This is a genomic window from Sulfitobacter sp. 1A12779, from assembly GCF_043557315.1.
Lineage (GTDB): Bacteria > Pseudomonadota > Alphaproteobacteria > Rhodobacterales > Rhodobacteraceae > Sulfitobacter > Sulfitobacter faviae.
This window is the reverse complement of the sequence record NZ_JBIFFU010000008.1, coordinates 129199-150170: the sequence shown is the minus strand read 5'-3', so window position 1 is coordinate 150170 and position 20972 is coordinate 129199. Positions and strand designations below refer to the sequence as shown.

22 protein-coding genes and 1 other RNA gene are annotated in these 20972 nt (G+C 61.7%); 8 read left to right on the top strand and 15 right to left on the bottom strand.

The window, feature by feature from the left end; translation table 11 throughout:
- Window positions 1-13 precede the first annotated feature (13 nt).
- From ACGYLQ_RS11590 to ACGYLQ_RS11535, 12 genes are all read right to left on the bottom strand, one after another.
- Window positions 14-1147 (bottom strand): NUDIX domain-containing protein, encoded by a 1134-nt coding sequence (locus ACGYLQ_RS11590; RefSeq protein WP_394443097.1) that lies wholly within the window; start codon window positions 1145-1147, stop codon window positions 14-16.
- Between the two features lie 5 nt (window positions 1148-1152).
- Window positions 1153-1593, bottom strand: coding sequence for a TrgA family protein (locus tag ACGYLQ_RS11585; protein WP_394443095.1), 441 nt, complete (start codon window positions 1591-1593; stop codon window positions 1153-1155).
- A gap of 36 nt (window positions 1594-1629) precedes the next feature.
- Window positions 1630-2841: a class I SAM-dependent methyltransferase gene (locus ACGYLQ_RS11580; protein WP_394443093.1), complete on the bottom strand. Its 1212-nt coding sequence runs from the start codon at window positions 2839-2841 to the stop codon at window positions 1630-1632.
- Between the two features lie 59 nt (window positions 2842-2900).
- Window positions 2901-4322 carry a cryptochrome/photolyase family protein gene (locus ACGYLQ_RS11575; RefSeq protein ID WP_394443091.1) on the bottom strand — a complete coding sequence of 474 codons (1422 nt, stop codon included), beginning with the start codon at window positions 4320-4322 and terminating at the stop codon, window positions 2901-2903.
- Window positions 4323-4383: 61 nt separating this feature from the next.
- Window positions 4384-5607 carry an aminotransferase class V-fold PLP-dependent enzyme gene (locus ACGYLQ_RS11570; protein ID WP_394443089.1) on the bottom strand — a complete coding sequence of 408 codons (1224 nt, stop codon included), beginning with the start codon at window positions 5605-5607 and terminating at the stop codon, window positions 4384-4386.
- A 98-nt stretch (window positions 5608-5705) separates the two neighbouring features.
- A complete protein-coding gene (locus ACGYLQ_RS11565) occupies window positions 5706-7343 on the bottom strand; it encodes a BCCT family transporter (protein WP_394443087.1) in 1638 nt (545 codons plus the stop codon).
- A gap of 177 nt (window positions 7344-7520) precedes the next feature.
- The gene (locus tag ACGYLQ_RS11560; protein ID WP_394443086.1) at window positions 7521-7946 is read right to left on the bottom strand and encodes an HIT family protein; all 426 of its coding nucleotides are present in this window, start codon (window positions 7944-7946) and stop codon (window positions 7521-7523) included.
- A gap of 67 nt (window positions 7947-8013) precedes the next feature.
- Entirely contained in the window at window positions 8014-9000 is a 987-nt protein-coding gene (acuI, locus tag ACGYLQ_RS11555) for an acryloyl-CoA reductase (RefSeq protein WP_394443084.1), read from the bottom strand.
- A gap of 36 nt (window positions 9001-9036) precedes the next feature.
- Complete coding sequence (locus tag ACGYLQ_RS11550) at window positions 9037-10140, bottom strand: dimethylsulfoniopropionate demethylase (protein ID WP_394443082.1); 1104 nt, start codon at window positions 10138-10140, stop codon at window positions 9037-9039.
- On the bottom strand, window positions 10140-10640 hold the full coding sequence (locus ACGYLQ_RS11545) for a DinB family protein (RefSeq protein ID WP_394443080.1): 501 nt from the start codon (window positions 10638-10640) through the stop codon (window positions 10140-10142). Before ACGYLQ_RS11545 ends, ACGYLQ_RS11550 begins: the two co-directional genes overlap by 1 nt.
- Window positions 10637-11269, bottom strand: a complete 633-nt coding sequence (locus ACGYLQ_RS11540) for a DUF1326 domain-containing protein (protein WP_067266687.1) — start codon at window positions 11267-11269, stop codon at window positions 10637-10639. Before ACGYLQ_RS11540 ends, ACGYLQ_RS11545 begins: the two co-directional genes overlap by 4 nt.
- A gap of 1 nt (window position 11270) precedes the next feature.
- Window positions 11271-12059, bottom strand: a complete 789-nt coding sequence (locus ACGYLQ_RS11535; RefSeq protein ID WP_394443078.1) for a DUF2182 domain-containing protein — start codon at window positions 12057-12059, stop codon at window positions 11271-11273.
- Between the two features lie 77 nt (window positions 12060-12136).
- Between ACGYLQ_RS11535 and ACGYLQ_RS11530 the strand changes: the two genes are divergently transcribed.
- The 8 genes from ACGYLQ_RS11530 (at window position 12137) to ACGYLQ_RS11495 (ending at window position 17344) form a co-directional block, all read left to right on the top strand.
- Window positions 12137-12889, top strand: coding sequence for a FadR/GntR family transcriptional regulator (locus ACGYLQ_RS11530; RefSeq protein ID WP_067266684.1), 753 nt, complete (start codon window positions 12137-12139; stop codon window positions 12887-12889).
- A 61-nt stretch (window positions 12890-12950) separates the two neighbouring features.
- Window positions 12951-13299, top strand: a transfer-messenger RNA (tmRNA) gene (gene ssrA / locus ACGYLQ_RS11525).
- A gap of 120 nt (window positions 13300-13419) precedes the next feature.
- Window positions 13420-14664 (top strand): chromate efflux transporter, encoded by a 1245-nt coding sequence (gene chrA, locus ACGYLQ_RS11520; RefSeq protein ID WP_394443076.1) that lies wholly within the window; start codon window positions 13420-13422, stop codon window positions 14662-14664.
- A 73-nt stretch (window positions 14665-14737) separates the two neighbouring features.
- Window positions 14738-15217 carry an SspB family protein gene (locus ACGYLQ_RS11515; RefSeq protein ID WP_394443074.1) on the top strand — a complete coding sequence of 160 codons (480 nt, stop codon included), beginning with the start codon at window positions 14738-14740 and terminating at the stop codon, window positions 15215-15217.
- Window positions 15218-15312: 95 nt separating this feature from the next.
- Window positions 15313-16704 (top strand): class II fumarate hydratase, encoded by a 1392-nt coding sequence (fumC, locus tag ACGYLQ_RS11510; RefSeq protein ID WP_209217764.1) that lies wholly within the window; start codon window positions 15313-15315, stop codon window positions 16702-16704.
- Window positions 16701-16877 (top strand): DUF4169 family protein, encoded by a 177-nt coding sequence (locus ACGYLQ_RS11505; RefSeq protein WP_067266677.1) that lies wholly within the window; start codon window positions 16701-16703, stop codon window positions 16875-16877. The genes fumC and ACGYLQ_RS11505 overlap by 4 nt, the downstream gene beginning before the upstream one ends.
- A complete protein-coding gene (locus ACGYLQ_RS11500) occupies window positions 16874-17107 on the top strand; it encodes a ribbon-helix-helix domain-containing protein (RefSeq protein ID WP_271691335.1) in 234 nt (77 codons plus the stop codon). Before ACGYLQ_RS11505 ends, ACGYLQ_RS11500 begins: the two co-directional genes overlap by 4 nt.
- Before the next feature lie 9 nt (window positions 17108-17116).
- On the top strand, window positions 17117-17344 hold the full coding sequence (locus ACGYLQ_RS11495) for an N-(5'-phosphoribosyl)anthranilate isomerase (protein WP_394443072.1): 228 nt from the start codon (window positions 17117-17119) through the stop codon (window positions 17342-17344).
- 49 nt (window positions 17345-17393) lie between these two features.
- Here ACGYLQ_RS11495 and ACGYLQ_RS11490 read toward each other — a convergent pair whose 3' ends face one another.
- The 3 genes from ACGYLQ_RS11490 to ACGYLQ_RS11480 form a co-directional block, all read right to left on the bottom strand.
- Window positions 17394-18287 carry a fructose bisphosphate aldolase gene (locus ACGYLQ_RS11490; protein ID WP_394443070.1) on the bottom strand — a complete coding sequence of 298 codons (894 nt, stop codon included), beginning with the start codon at window positions 18285-18287 and terminating at the stop codon, window positions 17394-17396.
- A 68-nt stretch (window positions 18288-18355) separates the two neighbouring features.
- Entirely contained in the window at window positions 18356-19708 is a 1353-nt protein-coding gene (locus tag ACGYLQ_RS11485) for a cytochrome P450 (RefSeq protein ID WP_394443068.1), read from the bottom strand.
- Complete coding sequence (locus ACGYLQ_RS11480; RefSeq protein WP_394443066.1) at window positions 19705-20934, bottom strand: hypothetical protein; 1230 nt, start codon at window positions 20932-20934, stop codon at window positions 19705-19707. Before ACGYLQ_RS11480 ends, ACGYLQ_RS11485 begins: the two co-directional genes overlap by 4 nt.
- Window positions 20935-20972 lie beyond the last annotated feature (38 nt).

The following is a 20972-nucleotide window of genomic DNA, read 5'->3' as shown; positions in this document are numbered from 1 at the left end:
GTTTGCCCCCAGTTCATGTTCCGTCCGGTTTAGCTGTCGCGTCTTCGGACCTCAAGCGTTCGCGGTGGCGGGCCAGCCAATAGGCGCTTGCCACCAATGGCGCATTGGCAAGCGCCTGCGCATCGGCCAAGGCCATCAGATCATCGAATGACATCAGATGCGACCGGATATCCTCGCCCTCCGCAGCCAAACCGCCAGTGCCGATGATATGATCCGGCAAATCTGCCAATCCCACGAAAATGTGAAAGAATTCCGTCGCATTCCCGGGTGAGGCATAGACGTTTCCGACCGGCTCCAAGACGCCCAAGGTGATCCCCGCCTCCTCATGCGCTTCGCGCCGCGCGGCGGCCTGCGGCGTTTCGCCGGGGTCGATATGGCCTGCGATGGGTTCCAACTGCCAGCGGGTATGATCGCCGCGCGCCAGCGGGCCCATGCGGATTTGCTCGACCAGCAGCACGCGGTCGCGCAGCGGGTCATAGGGCAGCACCAAAGCTGCATCCGCACTGACAAAAACCGCGCGGTCGATCTGCGCCGACATGCTGCCGTCAAAGGTCTCATGCCGCAGCGAGATTTCATCAAGGGCAAAGAAGTTCGCGTAAACGCGGCGGCGGTCGGTTACTTCGACCTTGCCATCGAGCGCTAGCGGATCATGCATACCCTGCGCCGCCAGCACCTGCTGATGGGCCCGGCGGCGGATCATTGGGAACATCGCATCGACCTCGGCCCGCGGGCGCTTGCCCATATAGCTCATCACTTCGCGCGCGGCATGGCAGGAAAGCGGGGCCCAATCACGCTCCCATTCAGGCAAGGACCATGGCCCCTGCGCGGTCCAGCGCCCGGGCTGGGGCAGATAGACCTCAGCCCCCTGCCCGTCTGCCAGTGTCACCGGCACCAAATCATAGTCGAACGCGCCTTCATAAAAATCGAGCCGCGCAAAATCATCCACGCTCAGGCCCCGCACCAGCAAGCCCTCGGCCTGCGCGCCATCGCGCGTCTCAATCGTGGGAAACGGGCCTTCGGCGGCGGCCGAGACTTGGTAGCCGGACAGATTGGCGGGGCTGAGGTCAATCGCCTCGGCGGAGCGGCCAAGCACGATTTCCAACAGCGGCAGATGCCGCAGGGTGCCGTAGATAAAGAGATGTCGCATGGGGATCAGGGCCAACGGTTATAAGCAAATTCGGTCAAAAGCCCTGCAATCACGCCGCCGACGACAAGCGTCACGCCGATGGGCACGGTGGCGATCATCAGGCCGAATTCCGCGCCGATCTGGAACACGGCGACGATGGCCTCGAAGGGATCGTCATAGCGGTTGCGCAACGCCAGCCGAACCATCTCATTCGCCGCCTGCAAGAAGATCGCCCAGAGCATCAGCACGAAGACCCCGGCAAAACCGTTGTTGATCGCAGCCACGATGCCCCGGCCCGCACGCCGGCCCATGACGCGCCAGCCCACGATCAGGCCAAGCACCACGTTAAGCGGCAGGAAATACCCGAAATCCGTGCTTTCCGGCATCAGGGGCACCACCATGCCCGACAGGACAAAGGCCAGCACGGCGAGTGAGATCGCCGCCATAAGTCGTGCACCAGTCGGCATTTTTCGGCTCCTTGCGGGGGCGGACCGCAGGGGCGGTCACACAGGTCGCCGTACCGTAATCTGCGTCACGTCGCAATTGCCACTGTCAAATGTCGCGGCACAGGAAGTGAGGTAAAAATTCCACATCCGGCGAAAGCGTTCGTCAAAGCCAAGCGCGGTGATCTGATCCCATTTCTCGTTAAAGGTCTCATGCCAACGGCGCAGGGTGATGTCATAGCTTTTGCCAAATTCGATCGACCGGTCGACCACCAGCCCTGCACGCTCCACCTGCTGGCGCAGGATTGTGGGGCTGGGCAACATGCCGCCGGGGAAGATGTACTTTTGGATGAAATCCACCCCGCGTTTGTAGACCTCCCATCGGCGGTCGGCGACGGTGATGATCTGCAAGGTCGCGGCGCGGCCCGGTTTCAGGCGCTGGTGCAGCGTGTCGAAATAGACCGGCCAGTATTTCTCGCCCACCGCCTCGAACATCTCGATGCTGGCGATGCCATCATAGCACTCGGTCTCGTCGCGGTAGTCTTGCAGTTTGAAGGTCACACGGTCCGAGAGGCCCGCCTTGGCAATCCGCTCCTGCGCGTAGTTGAACTGCTCTTGGCTGATGGTCAGCGCGGTCACCTTCAGCCCGCGTTCGGCAGCGGCATATTCCGCAAAACCGCCCCAGCCGCAGCCGATTTCCAAGACATGATCGCCGGGCTGCACACCCATCTGATCGACCATGGACTTGTATTTCGCCCGCTGCGCGGCTTCCAGCGACTGCTGGGCGTCGCCCTCGAAAATGGCCGAGGAATAGGTCATCGTATCATCCAGCCAGAGGCTGTAGAACGCATTGCCGAGATCGTAGTGATAGCTGATATTGCGCTTGGCCTGTTTGCGGTTGTTGCGCTGAAGCCAAAAGCGGAACTTTTCGAACTGACGCAGCAGCCCTTGGCCGGGGAAACCATCATAGACCGTCTCATTCCCCGCATGGACCAAATCCATGAAGGCTTGCAGGTCCGGCGTCGACCACCACTCATCTAGATAGGCATCGCAAAAGCCCAGGTCGCCCTCGCGGATCAACCGTGCGAAAAGGTCATCGTTATGGATGTGCAGTTCCGCCACCGGGCCGGGCTTGGCCCCTTCGGCGCGGAACACGCGGCCATCGGGCAGCACAAAGTCCACCCGCCCGTGCTGCATCTCCTGCGCCATGGCGAAGACCTGCGGGAAATAGCGTGGCAGACCTTTCTGCCCCTCGGTGGTCGTAAGCTTCATACCTCGGTTCCGTTCTTGTTCTGGCCTACTGTAACCGCAGGCTGCTGTTTCGCAAAAAGTTAAAAGTCGCGGTTGCGATAGGCGTCGAGCGCTCGTTCCCGCCCCTCTGACAGATCGACGATCGGATCGGGGTAATCGTCCTCCGGGCTCCGGCCCCAGCGGCGTGGGATCGCGTCGAAATAGGCCAGCGCCTCGTCACTCGGTTTCGCGCGCCCCTCGGCGATCCAACGGCGGGTGTAGTCGCGCCCCTTGTCGAAACGATCAAGCTGGGTCTCGGGGTTGAAAATGCGAAAGAACGGCGTCGCATCGGGGCCGGATCCTGCGGCCCATTGCCAGCCCATCGCGTTATTGGCCGGATCCCAGTCGATCAGGTGTTCTTCGAACCACTTTTGCCCGATCCGCCAATGGCACATCAGATGTTTCGTCAGATAGCTCGCCACGATCATACGGCCCCGGTTGTGCATGCGCCCCGTGACCTGCAACTCGCGCATGGCCGCGTCGACAAAAGGCACCCCGGTGCGCCCCTGTTTCCATGCCAGCACCTCGGCGCGGCGCTCGTCCTCATTCCATGGGAAGGCCTGCCATTCCTCGCGCCAGTTTTGGTCGAGGATGCGCGGCGTGTGATTCATGAGGTGATAGGCAAACTCGCGCCATGCGAGTTCCTTGAGGAATGTCTCAGCCCCGCGCTTGCCCTCCTGCATGGCCCGCTGGCCCGCGTGCCAGCACTGGGCCGGGCTGATCTCACCCAGCGACATGTTTTCCGACAGGGCCGAGGTGCCATCTTCGCCCGGCATGTCGCGGCTTTCATCATAGCCTTCAACGATATGGGCCATGAATGAGCCAAGCCGGGCCTGTGCCGCGGCCTCCCCCAGACGGACATAGGGGCGCACCACATCGCGCCCGCGCTGCATCTCGGCGTCCATTTGCCAATCGTCGAGCGCGGCGCTCTCGGGCCAGTTTGGCGGGGCTGGGATGTCGCTTGGGGTGGTCAAGGGAGCCGCCACATCGCGGCCCCGGACTGCCTTCCAATAGGGGGTGAAGACTTTGTAAAAGCCGCCGGTCTTGGTCTCAACCGTCCAAGGCTCGAACATCAAATGCCCGGCAAAGCTGCAGGCCTCGGCCCCATTGTCCTTTAGCGCCTCTTTGACCTTGGTGTCGCGGTCGATCGCGGCGGGATCGTAAAGGCGGCTCCAATAGACCGCCCCCGCGGCGGTTGTCTCGATCACCTCGCGCAGCACCTCAAGCGCATCGCCACGACGCAGGATCAGGCGGCTGCCCTTCTCGGCCAAAGTTTCTCCAAGACAGCCCAAGGCCAGCCCGAGGCGGAACTTTGGCGCCGCGCCCAAAGCCTCTGACTGTGCGTCGTGGATGAACAGCGGGATCACCGGGCGGCCCGATTGGCAGGCCGCCGTCAGGGCGGGATGGTCGCTCAGCCGCAGATCGCGGCGGAACCACATGATAATCGGGGAATTGTCGCTCACGTTGGGGGTCTTGCTCCTGCACTTGTCCCGAAACATAGCGCCCCTGCGCCGGGGTCAAGGATCAGAGCAGATCATCCAGCGCGTTCAGCAGTTTGTCCATTTCATCCTGCGTCGTGTAATGGGTGAAGCTGAGACGGAGCACGCCTTTGGCCTCATCTACCCCCATCGCACCCAACGCCCGGCCTGCGTAGAAGGTGCCGCCCCCCGCCATGATGCCGCGCGCGGCCAATGCCTGCGCCATCTCGACCCCCGGTCGATCAAGCGCCAATGCCACCGTGGGCGCGCGGGTTGCCGCTTCGGTGGGGCCGATGACCCGCACAGAGTTGCGCGCCGCCATGGCATCCAACAGCGGTTGCAGCAAAGCCGTCTCATGGGCGCGCATCGCGTCATGCACAGCAACACCGCGCGCCGTGGCCCCGGCAGTGCCGCCGATATGGTGGGCGTGGAAAGCGTCGATATAATCCGCCATGCCCGCGCTGGCTGCGATCTGCGCGTGATCCGGCCCGGCGGGGGTGAAACGCTTGTAAAGCACGTCTCCATTGAAGTGATGCGCTTGGTTCGGCAGCAGTTCGGCCAGCGCCCGGCGGATGACCATGACACCTTGATGCGGCCCGAAGGTCTTGTAAGCCGAGAAGAGGTAGATATCCGGCCCCAGCACCCCGACATCGGCAAAGCCATGTGGCGCATAGGAGACGCCATCGACGCAGACGAAGGCACCGGCGGCATGGGCCAGCGCCGTGATCTCGGTCACCGGGTTGATCTCGCCCACCACATTTGAGCAATGCGGGAAGCAGACCAGCCGGACATTCTCGTCCAAGAGATCTTCGAGCTTTGCCGGATCGAGATGCCCGGTGTCAGGGTCGATCTGCCATTCGCGGACCTCGATCCCCCGCTCGACCAGCCTGCGCCACGGTCCGGTATTGGCCTCATGGTCCTGATTGGTCACGACGATCGCCTCACCGGGCTGCATCATCTGGCCGAAAGCCTGCGCCAGCACATAGGTGTTCTGCGTGGTCGAGGGGCCAAAGCTCAGCTCCTCCGGCGTCACGCCTAGGATCGCGGCCATGCGGGTGCGGGCCTCGTCCATCTCCTCCCCACCAAGGCGGCTGGCCTCATAGGCGCCGTAGGGCTGCACCTTTCGCTGGGAGTAGAAGCGATGCAGCCGGTCAATCACTTGGCGGCAGGTGTAAGACCCACCGGCGTTCTCAAAGAAAGCCTGCCCTTGAAGGCTCGGCTCGGCGAAGGCGGGAAATTGGGCGCGGACCCATTCGGAATCAATATGCATGGCGCGAAGGTTGACCGCAGCGCGGCCAAGGTCAAGCGCCCAAAGAAAACGGCGACCCCGAAGGGCCGCCGTCATCCGTGTTGCAAAGGCTGTGCAGGTTAGCGGATTTTACGCTCGTCCTGCAGGCCGCGGAAGATGCAGAAGCACATGAAGAGCAGCAGCAGCGTGAACAGCAATCCGGTGGAGATCACCATGGATTGCAGCGCCGCGAGGCCCCCGCCGATCAACAGCGCGATGGCCACGGCACCCTCAAAGATGCACCAGAACACCCGCTGCGGCACCGGCGCATCGACCTTGCCACCTGCGGTGATCGTGTCGATCACAAGCGACCCGGAGTCGGACGAGGTGACGAAGAACACCACCACCAGCACGATGCCGATGAATGAGGTGATCGAAGCCAGCGGCAGCGCGTCGAGCATTTTGAACAGCTGCAACGGAAGACCCGCATCTTGGGCCGCGGTGTAGCCGTCGTTCAGCACCTGATGGATCGCGGTGCCACCAAAGATCGACATCCAGAGCACGCAGACCAGCGAGGGGATCAGCAGCACGCAGATCACGAATTCCCGCACGGTACGGCCTCGGCTCACGCGTGCGATGAACATGCCGACGAAGGGTGACCAGCTGATCCACCATGCCCAGTAGAAGGCCGTCCAGCCTTGCGAGAAGTTCACGTCTTCACGGCCAAACGGGTTCGCCAGCGCGGGCAGATATTCGATATAGGCCACCAGCGAGTCCCAGAAGAAGGACAGCAAGAAGATCGTCGGCCCCACCAAGAGCGTGAAGAGTGCCAGCAAGGCGGCAAGCCCCATGTTGATCTCACTCAGCACCTTCACACCCCCATCAAGGCCGCGCAGAACCGAGACCAGCGCCACGGCGGTGATCAAGGAGATCAGCACGACTTCGGAGGTGGTGCCGGTTGGGATGCCGAACAATTCGTTCAGACCCGCGTTCGCCTGCGTGGCCCCCAGACCGAGCGACGTCGCCAGACCAAAGAGCGTGGCAAAAACAGCGATGGTGTCGATGATATGCCCGGGCCAGCCCCAAACACGTTCGCCCAGAACCGGGTAAAAGGCCGAGCGGATCGTCAGCGGCAGACCTTTGTTATAGGTGAACAACGCCAGCGCCAGCGCGACGATGGCATAGATCGCCCAAGGGTGCAGACCCCAGTGATAGATCGTCGCCGCCATGCCAAGGCGCAGCGAACCAGCCTCGTCACCCGTGGCGGCACCCAAGGGGGCCCAGTCGGTGCGCAAGCCGTTTTCTGTCGTGATCTCGCCCATGGAGGTCGAAAAATGGGTCAAAGGCTCGGACACGCCGTAGAACATCAGGCCAATGCCCATGCCCGCCGCGAAAAGCATCGCGAACCAGCCCAGATAGGTATAATCCGCGACCGCTTCATTGCCGCCAAGGCGGACACTGCCAAAGGGCGTGACGATCAGCAAAAGTGCAAAGATTACCACCAGGTCGGCAGAGCCGATCAGGAACCAGTCAAAGTTCTTGGTGGTAAAGTTGAACATGGCCGAGAAGATCGCGGCGGCCTGTTCCGGCAATGCGATGGTGTAGAACACGAAGACCACGACCGCGATCCCCGAGATTAGAAAGACCGGGTTGTGAATATCCAGCCCGAACGGCCCGATCTGCCGTTCGATATTGTCCTGACCGATCTCATAATCGGTATCGATCACATCCGCCTTGCCCTCAGGCTCGGGGATGCCGTGCGAATTGGTATCGCTCATAATCTGTTCCCTCTTTGATGACAGATTACCGCGCAAAACGCGGCCTTCTGTTTTTCTCATCCGTGCGCAACAGGATAGAGGCTTGCGACCATTGGGCAAGCCATTGCGGCCAAACCCCCTTGGAAACTTGGCTAAAACGACCGTTTCGGTATCTGCTGCGACGTAAGTTTGGGGGGACTACCCTGTCCCGAGCGCGGCTGCAATCGCATCGGCCTGTTCGCGAATCCGGTCCATGTCGCCTTGGACACCGGGCGGGCGCAGCTTATCGCCCTCATGCCGGGGCAGGATGTGGTAATGCAGGTGAAAGACCTCTTGCCCGCCCGCAGCCTCGTTAAACTGCTGCACGGTGATGCCATCGGCGCCAAAGGCGCGGAGGCAGGCATTGGCGACTTTCTGAACCGTCGCCAGACAATCCGCCAATTGTGCGGGGCTCGCGTCGAGCATGTTGCGGCAGGGCGACTTGGGGATCACCAGACAATGCCCTTCGGTGCGAGGCATGATGTCCATAAAGCAATAGGTCTTTTCGTCCTCATAGACCTTAAAGCTGGGGATCTCTTTGCGCAGAATCTTGGCAAAGATATTGTCGTCGTCGTAGCTGGCCATCATGCTCTCCTTCTGGCGGTCGGGGCGGCGCGGACCATTAACCACACCGCCCCGCGCCGAGGCAATATCAAGCGTTTACGTCGACGACCACCCGGCCCTTGACCTGCCCTTTCAGGATGTCCGCCCCCAGTTGCGGCAGATCGCTCAGACCCGCGGGCCGGACCATCGCTTCCAGCTTGTCCATCGGCAGGTCCTTGGCCACACGCCCCCATGCGCGCAGGCGGTTGTCATAGGGCTGCATGACGCTGTCGATGCCCAAGAGGTTCACGCCGCGCAGCAGGAAGGGGATCACCGTGGCAGGCAGGGCCGCACCGCCCGCAAGGCCCACGGCCGCCACGCTCGCCCCATATTCCATCTGACCCAGCACGCGGGCCAGCATCGCGCCGCCCACGGCATCGACGCATCCGCCCCATGTTTCGCCCTCCAGCGGGCGTTTGACCGTCTCGTTGATCTCATCCCGCGCAACGATCCGGGCCGCCCCAAGGCTCTTGAGGTAATCTTCGGTCTCGGGCCGCCCAGTGACCGCCGCCACCTCATAGCCGAGGTTGGCAAGGATCGCCGTGGCGACGGAGCCGACGCCCCCCGCAGCACCCGTGACCAGAACCGGGCCTTTCTTGATGCCGTGATCCTCCAGCGCCATGACGGCCAGCATCGCGGTGAAACCTGCCGTGCCCACGGCCATCGCTTGACGCGTGTCCAGCCCTTCGGGCAGTGGCACCAGCCAATCGGCCTTGACCCGCGCCTTTTGCGCATAGCCGCCCCAATGCGCCTCGCCCACGCGCCAACCGGTCAACACCACCTTGTTGCCGGGCTTGTAACGGTCGTCATTCGAAGTCTCGACCGTGCCGGCGAAATCGATGCCCGGCACATGCGGATAGTTGCGGACCAAGCCACCACCCGGCCCGATGCACAACCCGTCTTTGTAGTTCACGGTGGAATATTCGACCGCGACCGTCACCTCGGCCTCGGGCAGTTGGTCTTCGGTGATCTGGGTGACCTCGGCCTGGGTCTTGCCTTCGTCATCCTTGTTTACAATCAGCGCATTAAAGCTCATCTTTCATCTCCTTTTCAGGTTTCAATCTACCGGACCTCAGGCCCAGTAACTTTCACGCACGGTCACGTCACGCTCGCCATCGGGGGTATGCGCCCGCAACCGCGTGCCCGGGTCCCAATGGGTCATCCGCACCATTCCGATGGCGACATTCACGCCAAAGTCGGGGGACCAAACCGCCGAGGTCACCTGCCCCACGCGCTTGTCGCCTGCCATCAAGGGCCAGACACGATCACAAAGCGGCACCGGATCGCCTGCGATCTCTAGGGGACGTATCTGTTGCACCGGCCCCTCTTTCGCCACCCGCAGCAGCGCATCTCTGCCGATACAACCCATCGCCGCCTGCGTGTCGCAGAGCTTGCCAAGACCGCATTCGTGGGGCGTGTTGTCGTCGGTCATGTCATTGCCATAGCTCAACAATCCGCCCTCGATCCGCTCAATCAGGTTCGGACAGCCCGCCCGCACATCCAGATCGCGCCCCGCCTCGAAAAGCGCCTCCCAAAGCGGCATCGCGATATCGGCCCCTTCGGTGTAGATCTCAAAGCCGCCCTGTTTGGAGTAGCCGGAGCGCGCAACATTCATGGCGCGGCCTTGAAACTGGAACTCCCCGAAGCGGAAGAACTTCACTTCCCGCACCGCCGCGCCAAAGATGCGATCCATGAGGTCTTCCGCTTTCGGCCCCTGCACCGCCAGCAGGTTCACATCCGGCTCATCGACCAAGACATCAAGATGATAACCGTTGCATATCCCCTTGGCCCACAACAACAAATCGCTATCGGCGATGGAAATCCACCAACGATCCTCGGCCAGTTTTACCGCCACCGGATCGTTAAGCATCCCACCCGTCTCATCCACGATTGGCACATAGACACAGCGCCCCGGCGCCACATCGCGCAGATCACGGGGCGTCAGCATTTGCATCAGTCGGGAAGCATCGGGCCCGCGCAGTTCAACCTGTCTTTCGCAAGCCACGTCCCAGACTTGCACGGCTTTCTTCAAGTGGTGATAATCCGCCTCCGTACTCTCAAAGACGGTGGGCAGCAGCATCCGGTTGTAGACCGTATAGGCTTTCACTCCCGCCGCCTCGACCCCGGCAGAGAATGGCGTGCGCCTGATCCGGCGCGAGGGAGAGAGTTCGACCATCAGCCCTCCTCCGGCATGAAAATGAAATCGGTCACCGGCCCGTCAAATCCTGCGTTGGTGAGCATGGCGTGCACTTGGCCGCGGTGGTGGGTTTGGTGGTTGAAGAAATGCACCACACATCCCGCCATCGGCTTAGAAACATCGCGCTGCAAGATACCGGAATGCCACGTTAAATTTCCATCCAGCATCGACTGGTCGAGCCCCGACGCCCACTCAGAAATAGCCAGATCGCATTGCCCTCGCGCCAAAACCCAGGCGTCACCGGAGCGGCAAAGCTCGGTGTCTTTGCCTTCCGGTTTTGACGCGGCAGGGTCGAACCGCGACAGCCAGAGTTGATCGCACCACAGAAGATGGTTCAACGTGCCGAGGATGGAGCCGAAGAACGCCCCGCGATCCTGCGTTAACGATGCTTCATCCAAAGTCTGAACGACATTCGACAACTGTCTGTTTTGCCACGCATTATAGCGAACCATTTCCTTGGCGTAGGTGGGGGTGATCACCGCGCCCCCTGCCAGTCGATCGCGCAGACCTCAGCCGATTTACCACCAAAATCCCAGACCCGACCATAGTCGCGGACCTTGGATTTCACGCCGCGCGCGGCGACGATGTTCGGCCCCATCCAGTATTTCGAGTTGGTGATCGTCACCGGCTCCCCCGGTTCGGCCCCGGCCAGCATCTCGATCTCGCCGTTGATCTTTCGGCCAATGTTGATGACCCGGCGGTTGCCGTCGCGAATGATCTCAACCGGGGCGCGTTCGGCGCCGATGATCTCGCTTACCAACATGGTGAACAGCCCCGTGGTGCCGCCCGCAGCGCCCGAGAAGATTTGCAGCAACCCGTCATAGGCTGCCTCGCTCGCGCGGTCGTCCACATAGGCGGCGACCTTCCAATTTCCCTCGCCCATGCGGCCCGGGATGTCGACCAATAGCCCTACGTTCAGACCGGCCAAGTCCTCCCCCTCGAAATGGCCCTCGTCGATCACGATGCCCATCCACGCATGGCAGTGGCCTTCGGTTGGCAGATGCGCGCCAAGGCTGACCACGCAGGGGCAGAAAACATCGCAAGAGCAGTTCAGGAAAAGCTCGCCCTTGATCGCCCAATCGGCGGGTGTCATCTCTCTGTTTGGCATATCATCCTCCTGTGATCATGGGCCAACCCGCCACGACACCGGCGCCGAGGATCAGGGCGAAACCCATTGGTTTTGTTACGTAATGCCCAATCTGAGGCAGTTTTTCGATGACCATGAAAAGCGTGGCGAGCCCCATCCAAGCAAGGTTCATCACCCCGCCGGCAAAGCCCAGAAGCATAAAGCCCCAGCAGCAGCCTGCGCAAAAGGCGCCGAGGCCCAGCCCCATGCGAAAACCGCCCGCGGCGTCGGGGCGCCAGTGGCCCATGAAATACATCATCGGAGAGTGGCAGACGCCGTGGCAAATCTCCTTGGCGCGGGTAAATTGGAAGAGACCCACAGCCAAGAGCAGCGCCGTCGCCGTCCAGCGCGATTTGGCGATGCCGAGCATGTCGATGACGCCGCCGTGCAGCAGCAACAGTTGCAAACCCGCGATCCCCGCCGCGAAGATCAGCCAGACCGCGAAGTAGCCCGCCAGCACTGCCAGCCAGCCCGCGCGGGTGCCATTGGCCGAAGTAATGAGGTCTTCGTATGCGCGTAGCGTTGGCACCATGGTCGGGACCATCATCGCCGCCATCATCGCGCCCCACATCACGAACAGTGGAAAGAAACGCGCCATGGGCATATACATATCCATGCTCGGATCCATCTGCCGCATGCGTTCGCCCATGGCCCCGGGGCGGCCCAGCAGATCGAGATCCATCTGCATCGCCATGCTGTACATCATCCACCAAGCGGCGAGAATTAGGGCGAAAAACCCCAGCCATAGTGTTGATCGTACCAACCCGGTCATCGCCGCCCTCCCCTGCGTGCTCTTGTAGATTTAATGTCAGACAATTAAAGTCCTCGCAAACACTAATTGTAAGACATATGAAAATCGACCCAAGCAACCCCGCCGATCTATCGGCCCAGATCGCCACGGCCATTCGCGACGCCATTATCGGCGGGCATCTGATCGTCGATCAGCGTCTGCCCTCCGAGGCGGAGCTTGCCGAGCAGTTCGAGGTTTCACGCCCCACGGTGCGCGAGGCGCTCAAGCGGCTGGCCGCGCAATCGCTGATCCGCACGCAGCGCGGAGCCACGGGGGGTGCTTTCGTCAACCGGCTGAGCTTCCCGGATGCCTATGCGCAGCAGATCACCACCTCGACCCTGCTGCTGTCGATGAATGCGGTGAGTTTTGAGACCGCTTGCGAGGCACGCTTCGCCTTGGAACGCGCCTGCGCCCCGCTATCGGCAGAGCGGCGGACGGCGGACCACCTTGCCACCATGCGCGCGGAGATTCACCGGCAGGCGCAGCCGGGACTGACGGATGAGGCCTTCTGCGCTTCCGACGTGGCATTTCACCGGGCGCTGGTCGATGGTGCGGGCAATCCGGTCCTGAGTTATCAACTTGCAGGCGCGGTTGAGGCGATGCAGCCCTTGATGAATATGATCACCTTCACCGCGCGGGATCGCGCGCGGATCGTAGCTCTGCATCAAGAGATCGCGGATGCGGCAGAGGCCCATGACGGCAAGGCGGTGACGGCAGGGCTGACCGCGCTTGAGGCCGAGACCCAACAGCTTGCCCAAAGCGTGTTCGCCGCACGCGCGGCGCGGAATGCCGAAGCTGCGGGGCGACGCTAGGTTGGGCATGTAAAACAACAAGATACGCGTCTATCTTGACGTAACAAAATCGCACGTCCCACCCCTTGCAATTCGTTCATCGCGGCCCTACTTTAATCCTGTCCTTCGGGACTATGGACATAAACGCGCTCGTAATAAGCGGTTCGGACCCGGGGGCGGTACCCGGCGGCTCCACCAAACATCCTTCATTTGGGGATCATGGGGCCGAAATAGGATCGACGAACGTCTAAAGGGGTTGCTTTGTCTCGGTGAGATACCACCGTTATCGGTTCAAACTGTACAATTGCAAATGACAATCGTGCTCCAGTTGCGATGGCCGCGTAAGCGGTTTCAGCGACTGAAATCTTAAGTCCTTAGGCCTTGCAGCTTAAGGCGGGGTTCGCAGGTACCTGGCAACAGAAACCTGCACTTTTCCCTTCCGTTTCATACCCGTTAGACGGCGCTCTTGCCTTAACTTGACCGCGCTTTCCTCTGGCCCTATCCGTGACGCAGCGAAGCCGTGGTGGCTTTGATGACGCAGGATGGCCCCGATGACCCCGCCCAGTTGGCCCGATATGTTTCGCGTGTTTGGCCGGATTGGGTTGATGTCCTTCGGCGGCCCCGCAGCCCAAATTGCCGTGATGCACCGCGAGCTGGTCGAGCATCGCCCGTGGCTGAGCGAGCAGACTTACCTCCGGGCCCTTTCGCTCTGTATGCTGTTGCCGGGGCCCGAGGCGATGCAGCTGGCGACCTATGCAGGCTGGCGCCTGCGCGGCGTTGCGGGCGGGCTGTTGGGAGGGTTGCTTTTCGTTGTGCCGGGTGCGGTCTTCATCGCGGCACTCGCGCTGCTTTATGCGTGGTATGGGCAGATGCCCTTAGTGCAAACGGCCTTTCTGGGTATCAAGGCCGCTGTCATTATCGTGGTATTCCAAGCGCTTCTGAAGGTTTCTTCAAAGGCGCTTCACGGGCGTCTCGGCTGGGCGTTGGCCTTTGGGTCTTTCATCGCCCTCTTCGTGCTGGGCCTGCCGTTTCCACTGATCATTCTGGTGGCCGGGGTCATTGGGATGCTGACCCGAGGCCCGACGCCTGAGACCGAAGCCGCCGACCTGCCGCCGGCGCATAGCCTCCGCACCCTGCTCATCTGGGGTGGTCTCTGGGCCGCGCCGCTTCTGTTCCTTGCCCTCATCGGCGACGACTTTCTGCTGCAACTGGGGCTGTTCTTTTCCAAACTGGCTGTGGTGACCTTCGGCGGGGCCTATGCGGTGCTGGCCTATATGACCCAGACCGTGGTGCAGGATTTCGGCTGGATCGAGACCGATCAGATGATCGATGCGCTTGGCTTGGCTGAGACAACCCCCGGCCCGCTGATCCTTGTGACGCAATTCGTCGGGATGTTGGCGGGATTTGCGCAAAGCGGCCCCGCGGGGGCGATGGCTGCCGGGCTGCTGGCGCTTTGGGTCACTTTCACGCCCTGTTTCCTTTGGATTTTCCTTGCGGGCCCGTATCTTGAGGCGCTCTCTGAACAGCCGCGCATCGCAGGCGCGCTGCGGGCGATCACGGCGGCTGTGGTGGGGGTCATCGCCAATCTCTCGGTTTGGTTTGCGCTGCATGTGCTGTTTGATCGGGTGGGCGCTGATGGCCCGCTTGCCCTGCCCCTGCCCGTTTGGGACAGTTTCAACCCCATGGCCGCCGCGCTCACCCTCTTGGCTGCCGTGTTGATGCTGGCCCTCAAGCGTAGTTTTGTCCTCACGATGGTTCTGCTCGCCACGCTGGCGCTGATCCTTCACGCGATTTAGCGCGGGACCCCCTTTCACTCGCCCCTGAATGGGGTATGCTTACCCCTGCCCAACGCCCGGACCGGAGAGAAGAATGAGCCGCAGCATTGATTACGGCAACCTGATGCACGAAGCCATGCGGGGCCTGATCCGCAGGGTCTTGCAAGACGTATCGGACAAGGGACTGCCGGGGAATCACCATTTCTTCATCACCTTCGACACCTCGCATCCGGATGCGGAACTGGCCGATTGGCTGTCGGACCGCTATCCCGATGAGATGACCGTGGTGATGCAGCATTGGTACGACGGCCTCGATGTGGGTGAAGACGGTTTCGCCATCACGTTGAACTTCGGCGATGCGCCGGAGCCGCTTTATATTCCTTACGATGCGATCCGCACCTTCGTGGACCCTTCGGTTGAGTTCGGCCTACGGTTCGAACAGCAAGAAACCGAAGAGGAAGACGTGGCGGAGGACGAGACCACGCTCGACCAGACGGACGAGGCAGAGCTGGAAGTCACGGAAGAGCCGGTCAAAGATGCCGAGATCGTCTCGCTCGATTCCTTTCGGAAGTAGCGCTGGAATGGCCGTTAGCGCCATCCCCGCATTGCGCAGCGCGTAAGGCGCAGGTACACCGCTGGACAACGATAAGTCACAGCAGGAGCCGCAGAATGGCCGATACCCGCACCGAAACCGACAGCTTTGGTCCGCTCGAAGTCCCCGCCGATAAATACTGGGGCGCGCAGACGCAGCGTTCGATCATGAACTTCCCGATTGGCTGGGAAAAGCAACCCATCGCCATCGTGCGCGCGCTCGGCGTGATCAAGAAGGCCTGCGCGCAGGCGAATGTGGCGCAGGGCTCGCTGGACGAGGAACGCGGTCGCGCGATCATTCAGGCCGCTGGCGAAGTGTTCGAGGGCAAGTTCGACGACAACTTCCCGCTGGTGGTCTGGCAGACCGGTTCCGGCACCCAGTCGAACATGAACGCCAATGAGGTCATCGCCAACCGCGCGATCGAACTCATGGGCGGCACCATTGGCTCCAAGGACCCGGTGCACCCTAACGATCATTGCAACATGGGCCAGTCGTCGAACGACACTTTCCCCACCGCCATGCATATCGCCACCGCGATGACGGCGCGTGACGTGTTGCTGCCGGGGCTGGAGAAGCTGCACGGCGCGTTGCAGAAGAAGGTCGAGGAATTTGACGGCATCATCAAAATCGGCCGCACCCATACGCAGGACGCGACACCGCTGACGCTGTCTCAGGAATTCTCGGGCTACACCCATCAGGTCGCCATGGGCATTGCCCGCGTGCGCGATGCGCTTGGCCGTATCTATGAGCTGGCACAGGGCGGCACCGCCGTGGGCACCGGGCTGAACACCAAGCAAGGCTGGGCGGAAACCGTGGCCCACAACATGGCCGAGATCACCGGCCTGCCCTTTGTCACCGCGCCCAACAAGTTTGAAGCGCTGGCCGCCCATGACGCGATGGTCGAGATTTCCGGCGCGCTGAAGACCGTGTCGGCCTCGCTGTTCAAAATTGCCAATGACATCCGCCTTCTGGGCTCCGGCCCGCGCTGCGGTCTGGGTGAGCTGATCCTACCCGAGAACGAGCCCGGCTCTTCGATCATGCCGGGCAAGGTGAACCCGACGCAATGCGAGGCGCTGACGCAGGTCTGCGCTCATGTCATGGGCAATGATGCCGCCGTGGGCTTCGCCGGATCGCAGGGGCATTTCGAGCTTAACGTCTACAAACCGATGATGGCCTATAACGTGTTGCAATCCATGCAACTCTTGGGCGATGCGGCTTCGGCCTTTACCGACAATCTGGTGGATGGCCTCAAGGCTGACGCGGACCGGATCGAAAAGCTGATGCGCGAGTCGCTGATGCTGGTCACGGCGCTGGCGCCCGAGATCGGCTATGACAACGCCACCAAGGTCGCAAAGACCGCGCATAAGAACGGCACCACGTTGAAGGAAGAGGCGATTGCCTTGGGCTTCGTCGATGCCGAGACATTCGAGCGTGTGGTGCGCCCTGAGAACATGATCGGCCCAAAATGAGCCAGCCCATCAACCTGAACAAGGCGAGAAAGGCACGCGATCTTGCGGCCCGCCGCGCTCAGGCGGATGAGAATGCGCTGCGCTTTGGCCGTAGCAAAGCTGAGAAGGAGGCGGCGCGCAAAAGCGCCGCCCAAGCCAAGGCCACGCTCGACGCGCATAAGCGCGAGACATGAGCGCACGGCCCCGCAAACATTCGGTGACCCTAAGGGGCCACCGGACATCGATCTCCCTCGAAGACGAGTTTTGGGATGAGTTCCGCGCCATCGCCGCCGCGCGGGGCATGCCGATCAACGCGTTGGTGGCCGAGATTGACGCCGCCCGCGGGCTGGACATCGGGCTGGCTGGGGCGATCCGGCTGTTTGTGCTGCGGTCGTTAAAGGAACGTTTACCAAAAGCGGATTAGCGTCGGGCCATGGCCGTCGGTTCCCCTCTCTCACCCGCCGTTTGGCTGGATGATATTTTTGCCTCAAAGGCGGCTATTCGCGGACAGGTCATTCGACGTAATGCGCGCGATATTGAGAAGTTTGTTGGACGCAAAACAATTGAAAACGAATTAAAACGTCGTGGTTTTCAAGCGGTTGAGAACGCCGGACAGGTCATCATATTTTGCAATAGAGAACCTATCCGGCGGATTGCCTAGCCGTTTTCTTTTAAAGAAAACGGGACCGGAATTTTCAAAAAATTCCGATCTAACAGATCGACGCTCGGTAAATCTTGTCGATGTTCTGACCAAGCGCCTCATTGAACTCCGCGTCCGTCATCTTGACGTTCAGCCCTTCCGTCAAAGCGCGGGAGAAGCTGGCGATCATGGTCCGGTTCTTGCCCAGCCGTTCGCAGGCTTCCGCTGTGGAATAGCCACCCGACAGCGCCACGACGCGCAGAACATTGGCATGTTCGGCCAGATCGTCATAAAGACCGGCCTTCTCGGGGATCGTCAGCTTCAGCATCACCATCTCACCTTCGGGCAGCGCCTCCAGGTGTTTCGCGATCTCGCGGCGCAGAATCTCTTCGGCCTCGGCCTTGCTCTCGGAGTTGATGTTCACCTCGGGCTCGATGATCGGCACGAGACCGGCGGCGCAGACCTGTTTGGCCAGTTCGAACTGCTGCGCCACCACGGCGGCGATGCCGTTTTCATTGGCCTCATGAATGACAGAGCGCTCCTTGGTGCCGAAGATGCCGTGCTTTACCGCGCGGGCCAGCAGATCGTCGATCTCCATGATCGGCTTCATCATCTGCACGCCGTTATTGGTCTCTTCCAGACCCTTGTCGATCTTCAGGAAAGGCACCACGCCGCGGTCTTTCCAGAGCAGCTGCGCGACCGGTTTGCCGTTGATCGTGTCATCCATCGTGCGCTCGAAAAGGATCGCGCCGATCACTTTTTCAGAGGTGAAATCATCGGCCAAGATGATCCGCGCGCGCATGTCATGGACGGCTTTGAACATCTCTTCGTCGCCGTTGTAATCCGACGGTTCCACGCCATAGAGGCTCAGCGCCTTGGGGGTGGAGCCACCCGATTGATCAAGCGCCGCGATGAAGCCCTTGCCGCTGTCCATTTGCTCAAGTTGCGCCTTGTCGTAGCCCATGTCACCCAGGTCCTATTCTGATTCCGTTCGCTGCGTTTCTAATTGAAACGCAAAGCCGATGATAGCAGCTAGCGTCTTGATAGCGCTAACCAAATGCCCTTATCTGAACGGACGGTCAAATGTGCGACAGGCACTGGCACGCGGCCCGGTTGGGCCGTCACGCGGAAGTCGCGCAGGATGCGCGACAGGATCAGCGGCCCCTCGACCATGGCAAAGCCCGCCCCGGTGCAGACCCGCGGCCCGGCGGAGAATGGGATGAAAGCGTCGCGCTGGCACTGTTTGCCATTCTCGGTCTGCCAGCGGGTCGGGTCAAAGCCGTCGGGGTTGTCCCAGAGCCGTTCGTGGCGGTGCAAATGCCACGGGCTGAGCACCAGTTGCGCGCCCTGTTTCACCTGTCGGTCACGGAAACGTTCGGGGCAGCGGTTCTCACGCACCATCATCGGGACCGGTGGGTAGAGGCGCAGCGTCTCGCGAAATATATCGCGGCTGAGCTTGAGTTTCGACATCACCGCGAAATCGCAGGTCTCAAGCGCCTGCGCCTCTTCCGCCAGCCGCTCTTGCCACGCGGGATGGGTTGCCATCAAATACAGCGCCCAAGCAAGGGCCGAGGCGCTGGTCTCATGCCCTGCAAGAAAGAAGATCGCGACCTGATCGACCATCTCTTGGGTGTCGAAGCGCTCGCCGGTTTCGGGATCGGCTTGGGTCATGATCTTGGTGGCTAGATCGTCGGGCGCGGTGCCCGCCTCGATCTGCGCCATGCGCGCGCGGGTCAGATCGGTGATCAGCGTCCTGATCCGCGCCGCGCTGGCCCGCGTGTCGCGGCGAAACAGGCGCGGCATCCAGCGCGGCAGCGGCAAAAGCGCCCCGAGGTTCAGGATCGGCTGGCTGCGCTGGTAGTTGCGAAACTCGTCAAAAACCGCGCGGGCGACCTCATGTTCGATCGGCAGCGAAAACAGCGTGCGAAAGATCACATCGGCGGCGGCGTGGCTTGTCTCAGCCTCGATCTCGACCACCTGGCCCGCCTTGGGGTCCAGCCGTGCCGCAGCCGCCTCTGCCGCGTCCCACATGGCAGGAAAGGTCTCACGCAGCCGCCCGCCCTCGAAGGCTGGGTCGATGATGCGGCGCTGGCGTTTCCATGTCTCGCCATTGGTCAGAAAGACTGAGTTGCCCAAGAGGGGCCGCAGCCCCTCGCCGATGCGGTCGGACTTGGGGAAATCCTCGGGCCGGTCTTTCAACACGGTTTTGACCAGCTCGGGCTGGTTCATCAGGTAGCTGCGAAAGAACGGCGTTTTGAACTCGGCCATCCATGCCCGATAGAGCCGCGCGGGCTGGGCCGAGAGGATGTCGGCGCGGAACAGTTTGGCATAGCGCCAGAGCGACACCCGGTCGGGCCGCGCGGGGGGTTTGGGCGGATGGCTCATGCGGCGACAGAGGTGTATTTGCTGACCGCCTGGTCGATCCGCGATTTCGACGCAGGCCGCCCGTCATAGCGCGCGGCGAGTGTCTGAGGCCCGGCAGTGATCTGAAAGTAATCATAGTCGCGCGGGCGGTCGAAGGCACAAAGATACTGGAAATGCAGCCGGAAAAAGCGCCAGCGCAGCGCTTTCCAACGCGCGGGGCTAAGCGTTTGCGTGAAGGCGGCGGAGAAGACCAGCGGCCAGCGTTTCCCTTCGGGCGCGACGCCGGACACCGCCACCGGATCGCAAAGCGCAAAGGCGCAGCCATCGCCCGGGGCGGTGACATCGACCCAAGCCAATTCATCTCGCGCCGAGAGATAGCGCAGATCGCTGCGCAACCGCTCGGCCCGGGGCAGGAAAGACACCATCGGCACTACCTGCCCCAGCGTGACGAAACCCAGAGCAGGCCCGCCTTCGGCCACCCTGCCCGACCGGATCAGATCGGCCAGCACCGATACCCCCAGATGCGCGCCCGAGGAATGGCCGACGACCAACACCTCGTCGACATCATCAGTCAGCGCAGCGGCGATGGCATCGCCAAAGGTGGCCATCCGGGCCTCAAGCTGCGGTGGATTCGCGCCCTTGGTGGCGGCGGAATAGGCGTAATCATGCATCAGGTAATAGGCGAAAAACTTGCCGTCCTTCTTTTTGAACCAGCGCAGCAGGGCAATGCCCAACCCCATGCCCAGTGCCGCGAAGGCGAGCCGCGCGGCCCAATGATCGCTGAGCATGCCGAGAAGGCCATAGGTCAACAGGCCAAGCGCCACCGCCAGCAGCGCCTGCGCCATCAACATGCCAACGGGGTAGAGTGCGGCGATCACCGGCCCCTTGCGCAGCCCCATCAACCGCCAAAGCGCGCCCGATCCGATGTAGACCCAAGCCGTGCGCAGCAATTGCCAATAGGTCGCGGGGATCGAACTGCTCATGCTTTCGCGCACGATGTCGGACCAGACCAGAACCTCGACCTGCGCGCTCACCCGCTGCCCGTCGATCTCAGCATCCACCTGCCAGCCGTAATTGCCGCGGCCTGCCTTCGGCTTCAGCCCGATCTCATAGCCCGAGATCGCCGCCTGTGCCGCGCTTTCCTTGCGGTACAGCTCGCGGTAGCGGCGTGGGTGAATCGGATCGTAGCCGGGGATGTAGAACACCCGGCGCGTTTTCACCGTCTTTCCCTGCGCTTTGCTTACCATGCCCGCCCTCTTCTTCGGCATAGTCTAGCCGTAATTCG

Bases quoted from the DNA above. Each gene is read 5' to 3' on its own strand.
- ACGYLQ_RS11500 (WP_271691335.1), top strand. From the start codon at position 16,874: ATGAGCGCACGGCCCCGCAAACATTCGGTGACCCTAAGGGGCCACCGG.
- chrA (WP_394443076.1), top strand. From the start codon at position 13,420: ATGACCCCGCCCAGTTGGCCCGATATGTTTCGCGTGTTTGGCCGGATT.
- fumC (WP_209217764.1), top strand. From the start codon at position 15,313: ATGGCCGATACCCGCACCGAAACCGACAGCTTTGGTCCGCTCGAAGTC.
- ACGYLQ_RS11495 (WP_394443072.1), top strand. From the start codon at position 17,117: ATGGCCGTCGGTTCCCCTCTCTCACCCGCCGTTTGGCTGGATGATATT.
- ACGYLQ_RS11530 (WP_067266684.1), top strand. From the start codon at position 12,137: ATGAAAATCGACCCAAGCAACCCCGCCGATCTATCGGCCCAGATCGCC.
- ACGYLQ_RS11565 (WP_394443087.1), bottom strand. From the start codon at position 7,343: ATGAGCGATACCAATTCGCACGGCATCCCCGAGCCTGAGGGCAAGGCG.
- ACGYLQ_RS11485 (WP_394443068.1), bottom strand. From the start codon at position 19,708: ATGAGCCATCCGCCCAAACCCCCCGCGCGGCCCGACCGGGTGTCGCTC.
- ACGYLQ_RS11570 (WP_394443089.1), bottom strand. From the start codon at position 5,607: ATGCATATTGATTCCGAATGGGTCCGCGCCCAATTTCCCGCCTTCGCC.
- ACGYLQ_RS11490 (WP_394443070.1), bottom strand. From the start codon at position 18,287: ATGGGCTACGACAAGGCGCAACTTGAGCAAATGGACAGCGGCAAGGGC.
- ACGYLQ_RS11515 (WP_394443074.1), top strand. From the start codon at position 14,738: ATGAGCCGCAGCATTGATTACGGCAACCTGATGCACGAAGCCATGCGG.
- ACGYLQ_RS11540 (WP_067266687.1), bottom strand. From the start codon at position 11,269: ATGCCAAACAGAGAGATGACACCCGCCGATTGGGCGATCAAGGGCGAG.
- ACGYLQ_RS11590 (WP_394443097.1), bottom strand. From the start codon at position 1,147: ATGCGACATCTCTTTATCTACGGCACCCTGCGGCATCTGCCGCTGTTG.
- ACGYLQ_RS11585 (WP_394443095.1), bottom strand. From the start codon at position 1,593: ATGCCGACTGGTGCACGACTTATGGCGGCGATCTCACTCGCCGTGCTG.
- ACGYLQ_RS11580 (WP_394443093.1), bottom strand. From the start codon at position 2,841: ATGAAGCTTACGACCACCGAGGGGCAGAAAGGTCTGCCACGCTATTTC.
- ACGYLQ_RS11480 (WP_394443066.1), bottom strand. From the start codon at position 20,934: ATGGTAAGCAAAGCGCAGGGAAAGACGGTGAAAACGCGCCGGGTGTTC.
- ACGYLQ_RS11550 (WP_394443082.1), bottom strand. From the start codon at position 10,140: ATGGTCGAACTCTCTCCCTCGCGCCGGATCAGGCGCACGCCATTCTCT.
- ACGYLQ_RS11535 (WP_394443078.1), bottom strand. From the start codon at position 12,059: ATGACCGGGTTGGTACGATCAACACTATGGCTGGGGTTTTTCGCCCTA.
- ACGYLQ_RS11560 (WP_394443086.1), bottom strand. From the start codon at position 7,946: ATGGCCAGCTACGACGACGACAATATCTTTGCCAAGATTCTGCGCAAA.
- acuI (WP_394443084.1), bottom strand. From the start codon at position 9,000: ATGAGCTTTAATGCGCTGATTGTAAACAAGGATGACGAAGGCAAGACC.
- ACGYLQ_RS11505 (WP_067266677.1), top strand. From the start codon at position 16,701: ATGAGCCAGCCCATCAACCTGAACAAGGCGAGAAAGGCACGCGATCTT.